The sequence below is a fragment of the Rufibacter soli genome (assembly GCF_054781795.1).
Genome location: NZ_BAAGTS010000002.1, coordinates 1,075,449 through 1,096,133 on the forward strand (window position 1 = coordinate 1,075,449; position 20,685 = coordinate 1,096,133).

Sequence of the window (20,685 nt, forward strand, 5' to 3'; positions counted from 1 at the left end):
CACGTTTTTGCCAAAACAGGCCTAAAACAGCGCCTTGTAAATAAATAAGAAATAAGCCTTGGTTCTCCTTTCTTAAAAGAGCCAGCAGGTCCATTAATAGTTAAAATTGCCCATGAACACGCACCGCACCTTTTCCAAAATCGCCCTATTAGGCGTTGCTTTCCAATGTTTAAGCCTGACCGGTTGCGCCCAGAAAACCACCCCGGTGGCGGCGCAGCCAGCCCCCAAGGCCGCTTCTACATCAGAGGCAGGCAAAGCCCTGGCGTTTCCGGGGGCCGAAGGTTTCGGAAAGTACACGACCGGCGGCCGCGGCGGACAGGTAGTGGTGGTTACCAATTTGAATGACAACGGACCCGGCAGCCTCCGCGAAGCCATCCGGAAAAAAGGACCGCGTATTATTGTGTTTGCCGTGTCTGGGTACATTTCTCTGGAGTCCCCGCTGGACATCAACAACGGTGACCTCACCATTGCCGGCCAATCCGCCCCCGGCGATGGAATTGGCCTTAAAAACTTCCAGGTGAGCATTAAAGCCGACAACGTGATTGTGCGCTACCTGCGGTTCAGGCTAGGCGAGGAGAAAGCCCAGCAAGCCGATGCGTTTGGGGCCAACAAGGGTACCCGTAACATCATCATTGACCATTGCTCCATGAGTTGGGCCACCGATGAGGGTGCCTCTTTTTACCGGAACCAGGACTTCACCTTACAGTGGTCCATTATTTCAGAAGCGCTCACCGCCTCCGTCCATGCCAAAGGCGAACATGGGTACGGCGGAATCTGGGGAGGGCACGGTGCTTCTTTCCATCATAACCTTATTGCCAGCAATGACAGCCGGAACCCCCGGTTCAGTGGGTCCAGTACTACTCCCAACTCACCGGAGGAGCTAGTGGATTTTACCAACAATGTCATTTACAACTGGGGCCAGAACAACATTTACGGGGGAGAAAAGGGCCGCTATAACATGGTCAATAACTACTTCAAGGCCGGTCCAGCAACGCCGGCTTCTAAAAAGAACCGGTTAGTGAATCCCTCGCAGCCGTATGGCAAATTCTTTGTACAGGGCAACTTCATTGAAGGCTTTCCGGCCATTTCAGAGAACAACTGGGCGGGGGGCGTGCAATGTGACCACCCAGACTCTGTGAAAGTAACCAGCCAATTCCCGGTAACCGCCATTGCTGTGCAAAACCCTAAAGAGGCGTTTGAGGCGGTGCTGGCCAAAGCCGGGGCAAGCTTCAAAAGAGACGCGGTAGATGCCCGGGTGGTGGCAGAGGTAAGAACCGGGAAATCAACCGCCGGAAAGCGGAAGAACGGGCTCATTGACTCCCCCACAGACGTAGGCGGCTACCCCGAACTGAAATCAACCCCTGCCCCGGAAGACAAAGACCAAGACGGCATGCCCGATGCCTGGGAACTGAAGCAGAAACTGGATCCCACCAAAGCCACAGACGCGGCGGCGTTCACCCTGGACAAGCAATACTCTAACATTGAGGTGTATCTCAACAGCCTGGTAAAGTAAAAAAAGCATGAAGAAGTGGACCGCGGTTATTTTTTTGGTTCTGGTAGGTTTCCTGGCCCAGGCACAGCAGAAAAAGCTGGTGGTGGCCCAGGACGGAAGCGGTGACTACACCACCATCCAGACGGCCCTGGACGCCATTCCCGCGTTCCCCGAGGAGCGCCTGGAGATCCATATCAAGAACGGGGTCTACAAAGAAAAGCTGGTCATCTCCTCCTGGAAAACCAGAATCTCCTTCATCGGCGAGGACCGCGACAAGACCATTATTGTTTGGGATGACTATTCCGGCAAGGGTGCCATTAACACCTTTACCTCTTACACCGTGCTGGTGCAGGGCAATGAGTTCAGGGCGGAGAATCTCACGTTTGAGAACAGCGCCGGTCCGGTAGGGCAGGCCGTGGCCCTGCACGTAGAGGCTGACCGCTGTGTGTTCAAAAACTGCCGCATTCTGGGCAACCAGGATACCATTTACGCCGGCGTAGATAATAGCCGCCAGTATTACGTGAACTGCTACATTGAAGGCACCACCGACTTTATCTTCGGGCCGGCCACGGCGGTCTTTGAGAACTGCACTATCCATACCAAGAAGAACTCCTACATCACCGCCGCCTCTACCCCCCAGGGCCAACCGCACGGGTTCGTGTTCCTCAACTGCAAATTAACAGCCTCCCCAGAAGCCACTAAAGTCTACCTGGGCCGTCCTTGGCGACCTTACGCGCAGACGGTTTTCCTGAACACCCAGATGGGTGCCTTCATCAGGCCTGAAGGTTGGCACAACTGGAAAAAGCCCGAGGCCGAGAAAACCACCTTCTACGCCGAGTACAAATCAAAAGGCCCGGGTGCCGCGCCAGAAAAAAGGGAACCCTGGTCTAAGCAACTGACTAAAAAAGAAGCGAAGAAACTGATGCCCGAAGTCATCCTGGCGGGCCAGGACAAGTGGAACCCCAACAAATAACAGTGATTCCGTTTTGAGGGCGTTTTTGCCAAAACAGGTACAAACCAGCCTTCACCAGAAATGAATTGATTTTGTGATTATGAAAAAGCTTACCTCTTATACCCTCTTATTGATTGTCTTGCTGAGCGTGGCCTGCCGGTCTGGGCAGACCGCGGCAGAAGGCCAGGCGGCGGCCAATTCCTCTGGCAAGCCTTGGTCTGTCTGGATGGCAGATTCAGAGATGAAGCGCAGTCCCCAGGGCTGGATGATTGACTTCCGGCCAGAGCCGAAGTGGGATTACACCCAGGGCCTGTTCGCCAGCGCCCTGGAACGCGTCTGGAAACGCACCGGTGACCGCAAGTACCTTACCTACATCAAGGCCTTCGCAGATACCATGATCACCGCCGATGGCAAAATCAAAACCTATAAGAAAACCGATTACAACATTGACCGCGTGAACCCAGGTAAGTTCCTGATTGCGCTGCACAAAGAAACGGGCCAGCAGAAATACAAGATTGCCCTAGATGAGCTGCGTGACCAGATGCGCACCCATCCGCGCACGTCTGAAGGCGGCTTCTGGCATAAGAAAATCTATCCGCACCAAATGTGGCTGGACGGGCTCTACATGGCCTCCCCGTTCCTGGCCCAGTACGGTGCTACCTACAATGAACCCGCTGTGTTTGATGACGTGGCCAACCAGATCATTCTGGTAGATAAGCACACCTATGTCAAGGAGAAGAACCTGTTCTACCACGGCTGGGACGAGAAACGCGAACAGCCCTGGGCTGATAAAAAAACCGGTCTTTCGCCCAACGTGTGGGGCCGCGCCATGGGCTGGTACGCCATGGCCCTAGTAGACGTGCTGGATTTCATGCCTAAGAACCACCCCAAGCGGGACGAGATCCTGAAGATTACCCAGAAAATGGCCACCGCCATCACGCAGTACCAGGATTCTAAAACCGGTCTTTGGTGGCAGGTGGTGGACCAGGGTGGCCGCGAAGGCAACTACCTGGAAGCCTCGGCCTCCAGCATGTTCACCTATTTCCTGATTAAAGCCTCTAAACAGGGCTACATTGACCAGAAGTACCGCCAGGTGGCTCAGAAAGGCTACAACGGCATCTTGAACAACCTCATCAAAAAGAACGCCGATGGCACTATCAGCATAACGCAAGTGTGCGCCGTGGCAGGGTTGGGCGGTACGCCGTACCGCTCAGGTACCTATGAGTACTACATCAACGAAGAGAAGCGCGACAATGACCCCAAGGCGGTGTCGCCGTTCATCATGGCCTCTCTGGAGTTTGAAGAAACAGGCAAGGCATCGGCTTCAAACTAAGGCAGACATGGAGTTTAGAAAAGTAGCGGTCCTGTTCACCTTGCTTTCCCTGCTTTGGGGACAGGCCCAGGCGCAGGCCTATGATTTTGTTGTGGCCAAAGATGGCAGCGGCCAATTTAAAACCGTGCAGGAGGCCATCAACGCTGTACCAGATTTCCGGAAGAACACCACCACTATCTTCATCAAGAAGGGCGTCTACAAAGAGAAGCTCACCTTGCCCTCTACCAAGACCGCGGTGAAGTTGGTAGGTGAGGATGTGCAGAAAACCGTCCTGACTTACGATGACTTCGCCAGCAAGAAAAACCGCTTTGGTGAGGAGATGGGTACCACCGGCTCTACCAGTTTCTTTGTGTACGGCGATGACTTCACCGCCGAGAACCTCACCTTTGAGAACTCATCGGGACCGGTAGGGCAGGCGGTGGCGGTGCGGGTAGACGGGGATAAAGTACACTTCAAGAACTGCCGCTTTCTGGGTTTCCAGGATACCCTATACCCGCATGGCGAGAAAAGCCGCCAGTATTACCAGAACTGCTACATTGAAGGCACCACCGATTTTATCTTCGGGTGGTCTACGGCTGTGTTTGAGAACTGCGAGATCTTCGCCAAGAAAGGCGGTAACTACGTGACGGCCGCCTCTACCATTGAAGGGCAGCCCTACGGCTTCGTGTTCCTCAACTGCCGCCTGACCGGCGATGCCCCCGAGAAATCCTATTACCTGGGCCGCCCTTGGAGACCCTTCGCCAAAACCGTGTTCATCAACAGCTACCTGGGCAAACACATTAACCCATTGGGCTGGCATAACTGGAACAAACCTGAAGCTGAGAAGCAGGTGCTGTACGCCGAGTATAATTCCACCGGCCCCGGCGCCTCTAAAACCGAGCGCGTGAAATGGTCCAAACAACTGACCACGGAGCAAGCCAAAGATTACACCCTGGAAAAGATCTTCGGGGACTGGAACCCATTGGCCGTGAAGACCGCCCCGCAGGCCGGGAAATAGAAAAAAGACATGCTTTCTGTTTTAGGCCCGTTTTCAGAAAAACAGGCCTAAAACAGAAAGCAGAACTCAAGTGATAATCGGCCGCAAGGCTACAGATAGTATTCTTTTTGAAGGGGAAGGGCGCTGAGAGAATGTAGCTACGGCTATCCGGCAAAACGCATTTGAATAACAAATACGGAACCCGTTTTGCAGGCTTGACTAGCGCTCCCTCCCCTTTAAAAGGAAATCTCAGATTGGGTTTCGTCTAAACCCAGAAACCTTACGCCAACCCCTAACCCCTGAAGGAAATGAGTACACAGCTACAAAAAATGATTCCCCTGGCCATGGCGCTGTTGCTGGCTTGCGCCGGAATAGGGCAGGCGCAGCAGCTGGCTTTCCCGGGGGCCGAGGGCTTTGGGCGGTTCACTACCGGTGGCCGCGGCGGGACTGTGCTGGAGGTTACCAATCTCAATGACGCAGGTACGGGCAGTTTCAGGGCGGCGGTATTGGCTACAGGTCCCCGCACCATTGTGTTCCGGGTGAGCGGCACCATTAAACTGTTAACCTCTCTGACCATTAAAAGCGGTGACCTGACCATTGCCGGACAAACCGCGCCCGGTGACGGCATCTGCATCAGCAACCAGACCGTGATGATAGACGCCGACAATATCATTATCCGGTATATGCGGTTCAGGTTAGGTGATGGAGCCCAGGTAGACAATGACGCCATTTGGGGCCGCAACCGCCAGAATATTATATTAGACCATTGCACCATGAGTTGGTCGGTAGACGAGACGGCCAGTTTTTACCTCAACAAGAATTTCACCATGCAATGGTGCCTGCTCAGCGAAAGCCTATTCCGGTCGGTGCATGACAAAGGGGACCACGGCTATGGCGGAATCTGGGGCGGCGACCATGCAACCTTTCACCATAATCTGTTGGCGCACCACACCAGCCGGAACCCCCGGTTCAACGGCGGCGGCCGCTCCGGTATCAATGGCGGTACCTACCCAAATGAACACGTAGATTTCCGGAACAATGTGATCTACAACTGGGGCGGCAACAGTGCCTACGGCGGCGAGAACGGCAATTATAACATGGTCAACAATTACTACAAATATGGGCCTGCCACGTCTAGCGGAGTACGGTCGCGTATTGTGCAGGTGTCGTTTGAGTCTTTACCCACCTGGGGGCCGGGCTATGGCAAATTCTACATCACGGGCAACTACGTGCACAATAACGCTACGGTCACGGCAGATAACTGGAACGGCGGCGTGAATTATGACTCCAGCCTTCCTACAGACCAAAGGCCCAATGTCAGGCTGCAAGCGCCCATTGAGTACCACATGGCTACAGACCACACCGCCGTACAAGCCTATGAGTCGGTACTTGAGCAAGTGGGGGCCAGCCTGAAGCGCGATGCGGTAGATACCAGAATCATTAATGAAGTACGCAACGGCACGGCTACCTTCGGGGGAGCTTATGGGGCCGCCAAAGGCATCATTGACACCCAGGCAACCGTAGGCGGCTGGCCAGCATTGGCCACTTTGCCGGCCCCAACTGACACTGACAAAGACGGCATGCCAGATGCCTGGGAAACCACCAATGGCCTGAACCCCAATGACGCCGCAGACCGTAACGCAGACGCCAATGGCAACGGGTACACCAACCTGGAAGAATACCTCAACAGCCTGGTGGCCAGTTCCAACCTCACCGGCCTTGAAGAAGAAAAAGACGCCTTGGCTACCGCGGTGTATCCCAATCCTTTCTCCGGGGGTACCACCTTCACCTTCCAGGCCGCGCAAAAAGGACAGGCCACGGTAACGGTGTCAGACCTGGCCGGCAGAAAAATAAGCACGCTGTTAAATCAGCAGATAGCCCCCGGCGCCCAGGAAGTGAAATGGAACGGCACCGACGCCAAAGGCAGAAAAGTAGCCCCTGGCCTGTACCTGATCACCTTGCAACTGGGCCAGCACCGGGTAGTGAAGCGGGTGGCGTTGGTGCGGGAATAAGCAGAAATACGTTTTAGGCCCGTTTTTTAGAAAACAGGCTTAAAACAGGAAAGCAGAAATGGCAGGAAGATTGGAAGCAAAGCTGAAGGGCCTTTCTCCAGATCTAAGTTCTTAACCAAAAAAGTAATCATGCAAACCAGGTATTACCTTGTCGGGCTTAGTTTTTTGTTCGCTTGCCAGACTGAAAAAACATCTTTAAACCCGTCTGCGTCTCTGGCGGCCCCCACCGACGAAACGTCTAAAGTGTGGGTGTCTGACCTGGGCAACAGCACGTTCCAAAACCCGGTTATTGACGCCGACTATTCAGACCCTGATGTGTGCCGCGTGGGAGATGACTTTTACATGACCTCCTCCAGTTTCAACTCCATTCCGGGTTTGCAGATTCTGCACTCCAAAGACTTGGTGAACTGGAAGATTATTGGCTATGCCCTTGACCGCTTACCGCCGTATGACCACTTCAGCAAACCGCAGCATGGCAACGGCGTGTGGGCTCCTTCCATTCGGTACCACAAAGGCGAGTTCTATATTTACTGGGGAGACCCGGACTTCGGGATTTACATGGTCAAGACCAAAAATCCGGCCGGCCGTTGGGAAGCCCCGGTGCTGGTGATGGAAGGCAAGGGTTTGATTGACTCTTGCCCGTTCTGGGATGAGGACGGCCAGGCTTACCTGGTACACGGCTGGGCCGGAAGCCGGGCGGGTATCAAAAGCATTCTTTCCCTTAACCGCATGAACCCCGAAGGCACCAAGGTGCTGGATGAAGGCGTGATGATTTTTGACGGGCACGACGCGCATCCCACCGTAGAAGGCCCCAAGTTCTACAAGCGCAATGGCTATTACTACATCTTCGCGCCGGCGGGCGGTGTGGCTACGGGTTGGCAACTGGTACTGCGGTCTAAGAATATTTATGGGCCCTATGAAGAGAAAATAGTGATGGATCAGGGCAAAACGCCTATCAACGGTCCGCACCAAGGTGCCTGGGTAGACACCAAAAGTGGTGAAGACTGGTTCCTGCATTTCCAGGATAAGGAAGCCTATGGCCGCGTCATGCACCTGCAACCCATGAAATGGGTAAAGGACTGGCCCGTGATCGGGGAGGACCCAGACGGTGACGGCAAAGGCCAACCGGTCTTGACCTACAAGAAACCGAACGTAGGCAAAACCTACCCCGTTGTGACGCCCCAGGAATCTGATGAATTCACAAACCCCACGCTGGGCATGCAGTGGCAATGGCACGCCAACCCCAAAGCCACCTGGGCCTTTACCACCAACAAAGGCTTTTTACGCCTCTTCACCGACCAGATGCCCCAGGGCGGCAAAAACCTCTGGGACGTACCCAACCTGCTATTGCAGAAGTTTCCGGCCGGGGCGTTTACCGCCACCACTAAAGTCAAATTCACCCCTAACCCCAAGCTCCAGAACGAGCGCGTAGGGCTGGTGGTGATGGGCATGGACTACGGGTACGTGTCGGTGGTGAACCGAAAAGACGGCCTGTACCTGACCTATAACACCGCCAAGAAAGTAGAGAAAGGCACCGCAGAAACCGAGCAGGTGCTAGGCAAATTGACCGGCTCTGAAGTGCATTTCCGGGTGCAGGTAAGCAAGGGTGCCCAGTGCCAGTTCAGCTATTCAGAAGACGGCCAGACGTTCAAGAATGCCGGCAGCCCCTTCACCGCCGTGCCAGGCAAATGGATCGGCGCCAAAGTAGGCCTTTTCGCCCTACGCGAAGACAAAACCAATGACTCCGGCTACGCCGATTTTGACTGGTTCAGAATCACGAAATAACAATTTTCCGTTTTAGGGCCGTTTTCCCAAAAACAGGCTTAGAACGGAAAACAGAAAAAGGGGAGGGCGTGAGGCGCTTCCAGGTTAACCAAACAGTAACAAACCGCATTACCGCTTAAAGAGTATCTATATGAAAAATGTATTAAAAAGCAGCCTGTTGTTGACGTTGGGAGTAGCCAGCCTGCTACAATTTTCCTGCCAACGCCAGCCGTCGGGTGGTGGGGTGAGCACGGCTGCCGGCGCTACGGCTACCACGGCCGGGCGTAATTTTTCTAACGCCAGCGTAGAGGCTTCCATTTATGAGGGCATAGAGTTCGCCATGCCCAAAGTGAAGGAAACCAAGTTCCCGGACTATAGCGTGGCCATTACCAAATACGGAGCGGTGGGCGACGGCATCACCAAAAACACCAAAGCGTTTGAGCAGGCCATTAATGACGTGGCGGCCAAGGGCGGGGGAACGGTGGTGATTCCGCGCGGCCTTTGGCTAACCGGGCCCATTGTGCTCAAAAGCAACATTAACCTGCACGCAGACGCCGGCTCCATGGTGATCTTCAGCCGTGATTTCAATGATTACCCGGTAGTAGAAACCAGCTTTGAGGGCTTGAACACTTATCGGTGCCAGTCACCGATCTCCGGCCGGGACCTTACCAATATTGCTATTACCGGTTCAGGTACCTTTGACGGGAACGGTGACGCCTGGCGCCCGGTGAAGAAAAGTAAATTGACCAGTGCCCAGTGGAAAGAGCTTACCAAAACCGGTGTGCTCAACGCCAAAGGCGATATGTGGTACCCTACCCAAAATGCCTTGAAAGGAGACACCCAGGGCAGCAACTTCAACGTGCCAGACCTGAAGACCCGCGCCGAGTTTGAGGCCATCAAAGACTATCTTCGTCCGGTGCTGCTTAGCCTGGTGAACTGCAAGACCGTGTTGCTGGACGGCCCCACCTTCCAGAATTCCCCGGCCTGGAACCTGCACCCACTCATGTGCCAGGACATCATCTTGCGTAACCTGAACGTGCGCAATCCCTGGTACTCCCAAAACGGCGACGGCCTGGATTTGGAGTCCTGCAAAAACGCGCTGGTCTACAACAACACCTTTGACGTAGGCGATGACGCCATCTGCTTCAAGTCCGGCAAAGACAAAGATGGCCGTGACCGCGGCGTGCCCACAGAGAACGTGATCGTGAAAAACAACGTGGTGTACCACGGCCACGGCGGGTTTGTGGTGGGTAGCGAGATGTCTGGTGGCGTGAAAAACGTGCACGTGTCTAACTGTACCTTCATGGGCACGGATATTGGGCTTCGGTTTAAGAGTACGCGTGGCCGGGGCGGCGTGGTAGAGAACATCTGGATCTCCAACATTGACATGATCAACATCCCTACCCAGGCCATTAGCTTTAACTTGTTTTACGGCGGCAACAGCCCGGTGCTGGAAGAAGACCAGCGCGCCGGTGACGAGGCCCGGGTAGAAAAGCTGGTACCGGTCACGGAAGAAACGCCTTCGTTCAAAAACATCTGGATGAAGAACATCACCGTGTCTGGTGCGGAAGAGGCCGTGGCCCTGCAAGGCTTACCGGAAATGAACCTGCAGAACGTGAACATTGAAAACTCTTTCCTGAAAGCCAAAAGAGGAATCAGCGCGGTAGATGCCACCGGTATTACCTTGACCAATGTGCAGGTGATCACCGAGAAAGGCCCCGCCCTAACCATTTACAATAGCAAGGACGTGCAGGTGCAGGGCCTAACCGGTAACCAAACCAAAGAGCCCATGGTGAAAGTACTGGGGCCCTTAACCAAGAACGTGCGCCTGGCCAGCAAAGACTTTTCTAATGCCGCCACCCAGGTTTCGAAAGGAAAGGACCTGGGCAAAACGGCCGTCACGTTAAAATAATGAAAACCGGGGTGGGGCTATGCACCGGTTCCACCCCTTCGTTTTTTCAAATTTGAAAACTATGAACAAGCAATCTTTTTCGGTTTTGCTGCTGGTGTTATGTCTTGTGGCCATGTCCTTTGCGCCCTCTAAAAAGAAAATAACGCACGTGTACCTGGTAGGTGACTCCACGGTAGCCGATTATTCTGATTATGACGGCGAAGAGTACCTCAACAAACGCTACCCGGTGATGGGGTGGGGGCAGGTGTTCCAGCCTTTCCTTCGGCCAGACAGCCTGGCCAAACTCAGGTTCCTGATCAAGGCAGACAGCGCCGTGGTGCTGGACAAGGCCCGTGGAGGCCGCAGCACCCGCACCTTCTTTGAGGAAGGCCGTTGGGCGCAGGTATACCAAAACCTGCAGAAGAATGATGTGGTCATGATTCAGTTCGGGCATAATGACGCGGCAGTTGACAAGCCGGAGCGTTACGTGAACATTCAGGGCTACAAAGAGTACCTGCGCCTGTACGTCAACCAGACCCGGCAGAAAGGCGCTACGCCCATTCTGCTCACGCCCGTTACCCGCAACTACCCCTGGAAAGACGGCAAGATTGGCAACGTGCACGGCGAGTACCCACAGGCGGTGAAAGACGTGGCCAAGGAACTGAACGTGCTGCTTATTGACTTGCAACAGCTATCCATTGATTCCTTCTCGGCCAAAGGCCAGGAGTTTGTCTCTGCCAATTACTTTATGAACCTGCCCGCCGGAAAGTTTAAGAACTACCCCGATGGCCAGAAAGACAACACCCACTTCCAACCTGATGGTGCCCGCGAAGTGGCCCGCCTGGTATTTGAAGGCATGAAGGGTTTGAAGGCCAGATAAACGGTTGAAGTCTGAAAAGAGGTGTTCTGGCGGGGGATTATTTTTTCCTGTAAAACGCAATCGATTGCGCATTTAGGAAGGCCGAAAACCTAAAATTCTGTATAATAGCGGAGCTCTGCCGAAAGAATGCTGGTGATGACAGGTGTTTATTTTAAATTGGAAGCATGAAGTGGTTGACCAGAAAGCTGTCCTTTCTTTTAGGTGTTTGGGTGTGTTGGATAGGAGCTATGCCCTTAGTCCAGGCCCAGTTCCTGCCTTTCAAGGGGCAAACCGCATATAACGCCTATCTGGTGCGGCAGCTCCACCAAGTGTATGATGCGCGCCGCGAAAAAATCGCCAAAGCCCTGGCCTCTCCCGAAGGGGTGAAATCCTACCAGGCCGAAGTGAAAAAAGAATTCCTGCGCGTTTTAGGCCCATTTCCGGAAAAACAGGCTCTAAACGCAAAAGTCACCAAGGTCATAAAACAGAAAGGCGTTCGGGTGGAGAACCTGATTTACGAAAGTCGGCCTAACCACCACGTCACGGCCAACCTGTACGTGCCAGAAGGCAAAGGCCCTTTCCCGGCGGTGCTGCTCATGAACGGCCACGAGATGACCTCCAAAGCCACTGAGTCTTACCAGAAAACCGCCCGCCTGTTTGCCGCCCACGGCTTTGTGGTGCTGTCCGTAGACCCCTACTCACAGGGGGAGCGGGTACAGCTCACCGATAAAGCCGGCAAAAGCCTGACCCGCGGTTCCACTACGGAGCATACCTTGCTCAATGCGGGGGCCATCTTGGTAGGCAGCAGCCTGGCCGCCTATATGGTCTGGGACAACGTGCGGGCCCTGGATTACCTGGAAACCCGCCCCGAGGTGGATAAAACCAGATTTGGTGCCATTGGCAATTCGGGTGGCGGAACCCAGACGGCCTACTTGGTCGCCTATGATGACCGCATCAAGGTGTCGGCGCCCTGCAGTTGGTTTAGCCAGCGGGAACGGGCCATGGAACTGGCCGGTGCCCAGGACGGGTGCCAGTTCCTTCCCGGGGAAGGCCAACTGGAAATGACCGATTTCCTGCTTTTGGCTGCTCCTAAACCAGTGCTTATCCTGGCCGGGGAGAACGACTTCGTGGATTACCGCGGCACCCAAAAAGGATTCGAGGAACTTAAAAGCCTGTACACCACCATGCAGCAGCCCGACAAGGTGAAACTCTTCACCTGGCCTGACGGGCACGGCATCACCCAACCCAAGCGCGAGGCCGCCGTGACCTGGTTCCGGCAATGGCTGTACCAGGATCCGAAGCCCGTGCAGGAAGGGAATATTGGCACTCTCCCCGAAAAAGAGCTTTTTGCCACCGCTACCGGCCAGGTGAATACTGCCTTTACGCAGGAACTAACCGTCCCAGAATTAAACCAGCAATTGTATCAGCAGTTAGCCCCGCAGCGCCAGGCTTTTTTATCCCAATCCAATGAAAGTGTTTTAAAAGCCAAGGTGCGGCAAGTGATTGGCTTGACGCCGAACCAAAACCCGGTATTCACGCAGATAGAAGGGCAAACCACCACCAAGTTGTATACCCTGGAGAAAACGGTGCTCATGCGCCAGGGTGAACTGCCTTTCCCGGCGCTCGTGTATACCCCAGCCGGGCCAAGCAAACCCAGGAAAATCGTCATCCGGTTAACCGATCAGGGAAAAGGCAAAGACGCGCTGGCCAAGAACGATAGCCTGATCCATAGGGAAATGCAAGCCGGGCACGTGCTAGTACTAGCCGACCTGCGGGGCGTGGGCGAAACCCAGGATGACCCCAAACTTAATGACCCCAAATACTGGAGCTCAGAATACCGCAACGCCATTCTAAGTCTGCACCTCCAGCGCCCCTTGCTGGGGCAGCGGGTACAGGACCTGGTTTCCCTGCTGGATTATCTCCAGAACAAGCCCGACTGGAAAAAGCTGCCGGTGGCTATAGAGGCAGAGGGCGTATACGGCCCGGTGGTTACCCATGCGGTGTTCCTGGATGAGCGCATTTCCAAGGCCACCGTTTCCCGTTCCCTCACCACTTTTACGGGCTTCCTGTCGCAGCCAATCCAGAAAGACATGTTCTCCCACGTGGTGCAGGGCATTTTACAGTACTATGATTTACCAGACCTTGCCCAGAAATGCGGCAACCGGTTAACCCAGATTCCTGATGAAACTAGAGCACTTCGCCCTTAACGTAGAAAACCCCGTGGCCATGGCCGATTGGTACACCCAGCACCTGGGCCTGCGGGTGGTCCGGCAAATGCCCGAAGCGCCGTTTACCACCTTCCTGGCCGATGACAGCGGCCGTATTCTGGTGGAAATTTACCTGAACCCCGCCCATGAGGTGCCGCCTTACCGGACCATGAACCCACTGCTGGTGCACCTGGCCTTTGTGTCTGAAGACCCCACCGCCGACCAGGAGCGGCTCTGCGCCGCCGGAGCCTCCCTGGTTTCTGACCAGCACCTGCCAGACGGTTCCCACCTAATCATGCTGCGTGACCCCTGGGGATTGGCCCTGCAACTCTGCAAACGCGGCACGCCCATGCTGGCGGCCCGCGAAGCGTAATTTCTGTTTTAGGGCCGTTTTGGCAAAAACAGCCCCGAAACAGAAAAGGAACTCCGCCGCCTGGCGCAGGCGGAAGTTAATTGTTTTATATTAGCTGAAATCTACCATGAAATTTACCTTTCTCTCTTTGGTGCTGGCCGTTTCTGGGCTGGCCCTTATGTCTTTCCTTACGGTAAAAAAGAAACCCATCACGGTGTATTTGGTAGGGGATTCCACCATGTCTACCAAAGAACCCAAGGCCTTCCCGGAGACGGGCTGGGGCGTGCCGTTCGCTACGTTCTTTGACCAAACCGTGGCCGTTGACAACCACGCCAAAAACGGCCGAAGCACCAAAACCTTTCTCTCTGAAAAGCGGTGGCAAACGGTTGAGGCCGCACTCAAGAAAGGCGATTACGTGTTCATCCAGTTCGGGCATAATGATGAGGTAAAGACCAAGGCCAGTTACGCCACTGAAGAAGAGTTCACCCAGAACCTGACCCGCTTTGTGTCTGAAACCAGAAAGAAGAAGGCTATTCCCATCCTGATCACCCCTGCCGCCCGGCGTAAGTTTGATGCCAAAGGTAAAATAGAGTCCACGCATGAGGTGTATTCAGGGCTGGTGCGCGCCGTGGCCAAAAAAGAGAAGGTTTGCCTCATTGACCTGGACCAGAAAAGCCAGGCCCTGCTGCAGTCCTACGGCCCCGAAGAATCAAGACAGTTGTTCCTGCACCTTCAACCCGGTCAGCACCCTAACTATCCCACCGGCAAAGCAGATGATACCCATTTCAATGAGCGCGGCGCCCTGGAAATGGCGCAGATAGTTTTGGCAGAGGTTAAGGCCATGAAACTGGATTTGGCTAAAAGGATAAAATAAACTTATCACTGGTTTAGCCACTGCCTTCAGGTTTCCTGTTTTGGACCCGTTTTTCTTAAAACAGCCCCAAAACAGGAAACAACTTTTACACCTTGCTAAGGATGACAGCAAGCCCTTACTGGAAAGGGACGGACCTTAAAACATGAAAAACCTTTATCTTCTGCCACTTCTGTTGGGTATGCTCTTAGGCAGTGCTTCCTGTACTTCCGTGCGGCCAGTCACCTGGGGTCTGAAATCTGTAACTAACATTGCCGGGCAAAAGGTCACCGTACAAGGTAATCCGCAGGAAATAAAGGAATCTCAGCCGGCCATTGCCTTTGACGGCGTTGACGACGGATTGCTGGTGCACGCCAACCCTATAGCCGGAGCCGAGGAATTCACCATAGAGGTGCAGTTCAAGCCAAATGCCGCTTGGCCCGGCAACGTAGAGCAGCGGTTCTTGCACATAGAAGACTTGGCGCTGGGGCAACGGCGGTTGTTGCTGGAACTTCGGCTGAACAACCGCAACCAGTGGTACGCTGACTTTTTTATGCGCACAGAGAGCGCTGCCCTCACCTTGGTTGACTCTACCCAAACGCACCCGGTGGGAGAGTGGGTTACCATGACGATGGTCTACAAAGACAAAAAGCTGCAAGGGTTCGTGAACGGGCGGCTTGAACTATCCGGGGATATAGAGTACCTACCCATCCCTGCCACGGCCAAAACGTCTATTGGCACCCGCATGGACCAGCGGTCCTGGTTCAATGGGGAAATCAGAAGTATTAAGTTCTGGCCCAAGGCGATCACGCCTAAGCCATAAGCAAGGGTAATTGCAGGAAACTAACTAATTGCAGTGACCACCCTATTTTATATTCTTTTCTCTTCTCTATTTTTTTGTCATCCTGAAAGGATCTTTTGGGCGAACTAGAAAAGTGCTTAATCAGGCGTCCTTACCGGTAGCTGTCAACGTCCTTCCAGGATGACAAAAGAAGTAGAGCCACTTGAGGTTGACCAAATCAGGAATTGAAACAGCCCCAAAACGGGGATTAATGTATCAAGCAGCTTTGTGTTACAGCGTCATGTACTTGCGCACCTTCTCAATCATCTCCGTGGAGCCAATCACTAGCGGGCAGCGCTCGTGCAGGGCAGTGGGTTGTTTGTCCAGAATGCGTTCCACCCCATCGGTGGCCTGGCCGCCTGCCTGCTCGGCAATGAAAGCCAAAGGGTTGCATTCATATAGCAGGCGCAGTTTGCCGGCTGTGTTTTTAGAGGAACCGGGGTAGAAATAGATTCCACCCTTCAAGAGGTTTCGGTGGAAGTCTGCCACCAAGGAGCCAATGTAGCGGGAAGAGTATTTCTGCTCTTTACAGAAGGCAATGTAGTTCTGGATGCCCAGCGGGAAATGGCCCATGTTGGCTTCGTTGCAGCTGTACTGCTGGCCGTTGGCTGGTATCTTGATGTCTGGGTGCGAGAGGAAGAACTCGCCCAATGATGGCTCATAGGTAAAGCCGTTCACGCCGCGGCCTGTGGTGTACACCAGCATGGTTGAGGCCCCGTACAAGATATAGCCGGCTGCGGCCTGCTGCGTGCCTTTCTGCAGGCAGTCTTCCAGGGTTCCGTCCTGGCCGCCCTCAGACAACCGCCGGTAAATCCCGAAGATAGTACCAATGGGAATGTTCACGTCTACGTTGGAAGAGCCGTCCAGCGGGTCCATAGCCACAATGTACTTGGCGTTCTGGTTACCGGTATGGATAATGTCCTCGTCTTCCTCAGAGACAATGGCGCAGACCTCGCCGCCGTTGCGCAGCGCCCTGATGAACCGGATGTTGGCAATCACATCCAGCTTCTGCTGCTCTTCGCCCTGCACGTTGGTTTTGCCATACTTGCCGCTGGTGTCTGGGTCTACCCGGCTTATCTCACGGCTTACAATCTTGGCCGCCAGGGCCATGTCACGTAGCAACTGAGACAACTCACCGGTGGCATACGGAAAGTCTTCCTGCTTTCTCATGATAAACCGGTCCAGGGTGGTGCCTACGGGCAGCGCTAATGCATCATTCATACGGTAACTATTAAGGGGATAATCTGCTGGCTGAACTTATGAAAACTTGCCGGAAAGAAATAAAAAGGCCCTGCCCCTCCAACCCCGGCTGCTAGGCAAACCCGAAGTATGTTGAAGGACAGGGCCCTGGTTTATTTTATGTTCACCCACCGCAAGGCAGGTCATTCTTCCAGGGAATCCTTACAAAGATACACCGCGTTTCCACGGAATGAAATCATCTTGCTGCAGGAATTTCTCTTTGGTCTGGATGTTGCCGCTGGCTACCTCAATAATGAAGTCCAACACGTCTTCGCCCATTTCCTCAATGGTTTTCTCGCCAGAGATCACCGCGCCGGTATCAATGTCAATGATATCTGGCATGCGCTGGGCAAGTTTGGTGTTGGAGGAGATTTTGATCACCGGGGCAATAGGGTTACCGGTAGGAGTGCCCAGACCAGTGGTGAACAAGACAATGTTAGTACCCGAACCCACCAGCGCCGTGGTGCATTCTACGTCATTGCCGGGGGTGCACAGCAGGTTAAGGCCGGGCTTGGTCACATATTCTGGGTAGTCCAATACGTCCACAATAGGGGAGTTACCGCCCTTCTTGGCCGCACCGGCAGATTTAATAGCATCTGTAATCAAGCCGTCTCTAATGTTGCCCGGGCTGGGGTTCATGTCAAAACCGGACCCAACGGCCTCGGCAGATTTGGCATAGGCGCGCATCAAAGACACAAAGCGGTCTGCGGACTCCCCGCGCTCACAACGGTTGATCAATTCCTGCTCCACACCGCACAGCTCCGGGAACTCAGAAAGAACAGTTTTACCGCCCAATGCCACCAGAATATCTGAAGTGTGGCCAATGGCCGGGTTGGCCGAAATACCAGAGAATCCGTCAGAACCACCGCACTCCAGACCAATGGAAAGCTTGCTTAAAGGCGCCGGCTTTCTGGTTTGTTTGTCAGCCTCTATCAGACCCAGGAAGGTCTGGCGGATAGCTTTTGACATCAGTTCCTCTTCGGTGCCTTCCTTCTGCTGCTCCAACACAATCAGGGGCTTATTGAAATTAGGGTTGAGGGCGTTGATCTTGCTTTCCAGAATACCCACCTGCGCGTTCTGGCATCCCAGGCTCAACACGGTGGCACCGGCCACGTTAGGGTGATGGATATACCCGGCTAACAGGGCGCACAGCATATCAGAATCTTGTCTGATACCGCCGCAACCGCCGTCATGGGTCAGGAACTTGATACCGTCTACGTTTTCAAATACGCGGCGCTGCACAGGGGCAGTGGTTTTCTGCAGGGTAAGCGTGCCAATGGCCTCGGTATTGCCTGACTGGTACAGGTCAACCATCTGCTGCACGTAAGACTTGTACACATCGCGCTGCCCAAAGCCCAGTTCATCCAGGAACGCCTGCTTGATGATGTCCACGTTGCGGTTCTCGCAGAACACCAACGGAATCACTAGCCAGTAATTGGAGGTACCTACCTGGCCGTCTTCGCGGTGGAAACCATTGAAGGTTCTGTTCACCCATTTAGACACGTCTGGCGCGGTCCAGCCAATGGTTTTGGTTTTGCCGGTGAAGCCGTTTACCTGGTGCTTCACGTTGGAAGTGCTCAGGACGCCGCCCGCCGGAATGTCATACACCGCCTTGCCCACCAGGGAGCCGTACATCAAAATCTCATCTCCGGCGGCCAGCGGTTGCTGGGCAAACTTATGCTTGGCCTGGATATCATCAACCAACACAATGGCGCTGCCGTTGTAGTCAACGGCCTCGCCCTTTTTCAAATCCGTGAGTGCTACCAGCACATTGTCGTTCGGATGGATCTTTAGGAATCTGTGTAACATATCTAATTAATAGGCAGAATGTGCAATCGATTGCGCAAGATATCAATATTTGGCATAAATTGGAAAAATTACCAACATTTCTTTTTTAAAATGCGAGAACGTCAAGCGACTTGGTTTTAAGGTAGTCGGATTTCCATTTTTGAAAATGAAAGCCGGCAAAATCTGGGGTTGGGGGAGGTTTCTTTCTGATGATTAGCCTAAGTGTTGCACGATGCCCATAAGGCCGGGAAACAGGAGTTTCATTCTGTTGGAGGCAAAAAGCAAAATCCTGTTTTAGGCCTGTTTTCTAAAAAACAGGCCTAAAACAGGATTTTGCACGAAGGAATAAAAGCTAGTGCTAAACTTATTTACCGCCCTACAATCTGATCCATCACCCAAGCGGTTCTGGCGGCAGAAACCCCAGTGCTGGGGCAAGTACCGGTGCCGGTCAACTCCTCCACTATGGTCTGGATGAAAGGCTGCTGCACGTGCGCCGGCGGCGGAAGCCAGAACTCCTCTAAGCCCGCACTGGTCTCCAGTTTGATGGGTTCGGGCGCGAAGGCTGGGAACGTGATTCTGCCCTGGCTACCTATGATCTCCATCTCGTCTTTGAATTGCGCAGGGTCCACGGTGAAGCACCAGACGCCGGTACCCAGGGCACCGCTGGCAAAAGTGAACTGGGCAGTGACCAGATCCTCGGCGGGGTAGAGGCCGGCCTGGTTGGCGGTTTGCCCTGTGGCCTTTGAAATAGGACCCAGCAGGAAATCAAGGTAATCTAATTGGTGGGAGGCAAGGTCAAAGAAAAGACCGCCGCCGGCAATTTCGGGCTGCACCCGCCAGGGCAGGTTGTCTGGCTGGAGGTCTTTCTGCACCGGGTGAAATAGCTTGATGTTCACGCACCGTATGTCCCCGATGGCCCCGCTGTCCACCAGTTCTTTCACCTTTAGAAAGGAGGGAAGGCAGCGGCGGTAATAGGCTACAAACAGCGGGACCCCGGCTTCGGCGCAAGCCGCTACCATTTCCTGGCACTGCGCGTGGTTGAGGGCCATGGGTTTCTCTACGTACACGGGCTTGCCGGCGGCGGCCACCTGCAGCGCGTACTCCAGGTGCGAGCCGGGCGGGGTAGCAATGTACACGGCGTCCACCTCAGGATCGTTTATCAGGTCTTGGGCCTGGTCATACCATTTAGGTACCCCATGCCGATGGGCGTAATCCTGGGCTTTGGCCCCATCGCGGCGCATGACGGCTACCAATTTGGAGTGAGGTACTTTCTGAAAGGCGGGCCCGCTTTTTACTTCGGTGACGTCACCGCAGCCGATGATGCCCCAGTGGATGGTTTTAGTAGATGTATTTGCCATAGATAGGTGGTGCCAATTTGCCCTGTGATGGGAGTAATTTTGCCGTTCTTTTAGGAGTCCAGCCGCAAGGTAGTAAATCTTGTTTTAGGCTTGTTTTCTGGAAAACGTGCCTAAAACGGAAAAATCACTCCCGGTACAGCAACTCCATTTCTTTTTCCATGTTTTCCCTGGCAGACGCCTCTAACCGGGCCGTAAAGTCTGGGGTTTTGAAAATGCTATCTTGATGCAGGAAATGCTGAAGGACTTTCTTGCGGCCATTGCGGTAGAGATAGTCTGAGAACTGGCGGTATACTTTCCTGATCTGGTGGGTGTACGTGAGATACTCAGGCCAGGGAACACCCAGAATAGACAGGTCAAAATCAAGCAGCAGGTTTACGTCTTGGCTAGCGGAAGGCTGGTGGCTTTTGGTGGCCAGAATCATCTCTGTGACTGCCGCTATTTCCGGAGCGGGAATCCCTAAGGTAGACAGGCGGTCGTGGGCCAGCTGGGCACTTTTCTCCTCATTGTCAGTTCTGGTGGTCACGTACACCACGTCATGGTAGAAGATGGCCAACTTGAATGCGGTGGGTTGGGCAATCTAGGGCAGGTACTGGTCTGCCAAGTGCAACAAATGGGCCACGTGGTGCAAGGTGTGGTAATGCCGGTCGGGGTTTGTGTAGGCCTTTTGCAGTTCTTCCCACAGGTGCGTGGCCATCTGCGGGTCCTGGGAGTAAGGTGCGGTTATTTCTTGCCAGGATTGTTTTAGAAAAGTGTCCATTCACACACAACTAA

General features: G+C 54.0%; 17 protein-coding genes. 12 read left to right on the forward strand and 5 right to left on the reverse strand.

Going from position 1 to position 20,685, the window contains the following annotated elements:
- The first annotated feature begins 112 nt into the window (after positions 1 to 112).
- The 12 genes from ACYVJQ_RS06450 to ACYVJQ_RS06505 all read left to right on the forward strand — a co-directional run bounded on the left by ACYVJQ_RS06450 (position 113) and on the right by ACYVJQ_RS06505 (position 15,511).
- Complete coding sequence (locus ACYVJQ_RS06450; RefSeq protein ID WP_460892248.1) at positions 113 to 1,513, forward strand: pectate lyase family protein; 1,401 nt, start codon at positions 113 to 115, stop codon at positions 1,511 to 1,513.
- Positions 1,514 to 1,520: 7 nt separating this feature from the next.
- Positions 1,521 to 2,465, forward strand: coding sequence for a pectinesterase family protein (locus tag ACYVJQ_RS06455; RefSeq protein WP_460892249.1), 945 nt, complete (start codon positions 1,521 to 1,523; stop codon positions 2,463 to 2,465).
- Between the two features lie 79 nt (positions 2,466 to 2,544).
- The gene (locus ACYVJQ_RS06460) at positions 2,545 to 3,777 is read left to right on the forward strand and encodes a glycoside hydrolase family 88/105 protein (protein WP_460892250.1); all 1,233 of its coding nucleotides are present in this window, start codon (positions 2,545 to 2,547) and stop codon (positions 3,775 to 3,777) included.
- A gap of 7 nt (positions 3,778 to 3,784) precedes the next feature.
- A complete protein-coding gene (locus tag ACYVJQ_RS06465; RefSeq protein WP_460892251.1) occupies positions 3,785 to 4,774 on the forward strand; it encodes a pectinesterase family protein in 990 nt (329 codons plus the stop codon).
- Between the two features lie 287 nt (positions 4,775 to 5,061).
- Positions 5,062 to 6,765, forward strand: coding sequence for a FlgD immunoglobulin-like domain containing protein (locus ACYVJQ_RS06470; protein ID WP_460892252.1), 1,704 nt, complete (start codon positions 5,062 to 5,064; stop codon positions 6,763 to 6,765).
- A 129-nt stretch (positions 6,766 to 6,894) separates the two neighbouring features.
- Complete coding sequence (locus ACYVJQ_RS06475) at positions 6,895 to 8,550, forward strand: glycoside hydrolase family 43 protein (protein WP_460892253.1); 1,656 nt, start codon at positions 6,895 to 6,897, stop codon at positions 8,548 to 8,550.
- 130 nt (positions 8,551 to 8,680) lie between these two features.
- Positions 8,681 to 10,441, forward strand: a complete 1,761-nt coding sequence (locus tag ACYVJQ_RS06480) for a glycoside hydrolase family 28 protein (RefSeq protein ID WP_460892254.1) — start codon at positions 8,681 to 8,683, stop codon at positions 10,439 to 10,441.
- Positions 10,442 to 10,502: 61 nt separating this feature from the next.
- Entirely contained in the window at positions 10,503 to 11,300 is a 798-nt protein-coding gene (locus ACYVJQ_RS06485) for a rhamnogalacturonan acetylesterase (RefSeq protein WP_460892255.1), read from the forward strand.
- 227 nt (positions 11,301 to 11,527) lie between these two features.
- Positions 11,528 to 13,486: an alpha/beta hydrolase family protein gene (locus tag ACYVJQ_RS06490; protein ID WP_460892256.1), complete on the forward strand. Its 1,959-nt coding sequence runs from the start codon at positions 11,528 to 11,530 to the stop codon at positions 13,484 to 13,486.
- Positions 13,461 to 13,859 (forward strand): VOC family protein, encoded by a 399-nt coding sequence (locus ACYVJQ_RS06495; protein ID WP_460892257.1) that lies wholly within the window; start codon positions 13,461 to 13,463, stop codon positions 13,857 to 13,859. The genes ACYVJQ_RS06490 and ACYVJQ_RS06495 overlap by 26 nt, the downstream gene beginning before the upstream one ends.
- A 106-nt stretch (positions 13,860 to 13,965) precedes the next feature.
- Entirely contained in the window at positions 13,966 to 14,712 is a 747-nt protein-coding gene (locus ACYVJQ_RS06500) for a rhamnogalacturonan acetylesterase (protein ID WP_460892258.1), read from the forward strand.
- Between the two features lie 142 nt (positions 14,713 to 14,854).
- Positions 14,855 to 15,511 carry a LamG-like jellyroll fold domain-containing protein gene (locus ACYVJQ_RS06505; protein WP_460892259.1) on the forward strand — a complete coding sequence of 219 codons (657 nt, stop codon included), beginning with the start codon at positions 14,855 to 14,857 and terminating at the stop codon, positions 15,509 to 15,511.
- Positions 15,512 to 15,760: 249 nt separating this feature from the next.
- Here ACYVJQ_RS06505 and fbp read toward each other — a convergent pair whose 3' ends face one another.
- The 5 genes from fbp to ACYVJQ_RS06530 form a co-directional block, all read right to left on the reverse strand.
- Positions 15,761 to 16,750 (reverse strand): class 1 fructose-bisphosphatase, encoded by a 990-nt coding sequence (gene fbp / locus ACYVJQ_RS06510; RefSeq protein WP_460892260.1) that lies wholly within the window; start codon positions 16,748 to 16,750, stop codon positions 15,761 to 15,763.
- A gap of 180 nt (positions 16,751 to 16,930) precedes the next feature.
- Positions 16,931 to 18,577: a UxaA family hydrolase gene (locus ACYVJQ_RS06515; protein WP_460892261.1), complete on the reverse strand. Its 1,647-nt coding sequence runs from the start codon at positions 18,575 to 18,577 to the stop codon at positions 16,931 to 16,933.
- A 347-nt stretch (positions 18,578 to 18,924) separates the two neighbouring features.
- Positions 18,925 to 19,914 carry a Gfo/Idh/MocA family protein gene (locus ACYVJQ_RS06520; RefSeq protein ID WP_460892262.1) on the reverse strand — a complete coding sequence of 330 codons (990 nt, stop codon included), beginning with the start codon at positions 19,912 to 19,914 and terminating at the stop codon, positions 18,925 to 18,927.
- Between the two features lie 124 nt (positions 19,915 to 20,038).
- The gene (locus tag ACYVJQ_RS06525) at positions 20,039 to 20,467 is read right to left on the reverse strand and encodes an HD domain-containing protein (RefSeq protein WP_460892263.1); all 429 of its coding nucleotides are present in this window, start codon (positions 20,465 to 20,467) and stop codon (positions 20,039 to 20,041) included.
- Between the two features lie 24 nt (positions 20,468 to 20,491).
- The gene (locus tag ACYVJQ_RS06530) at positions 20,492 to 20,671 is read right to left on the reverse strand and encodes a hypothetical protein (RefSeq protein WP_460892264.1); all 180 of its coding nucleotides are present in this window, start codon (positions 20,669 to 20,671) and stop codon (positions 20,492 to 20,494) included.
- Between the last annotated feature and the right edge of the window lie 14 nt (positions 20,672 to 20,685).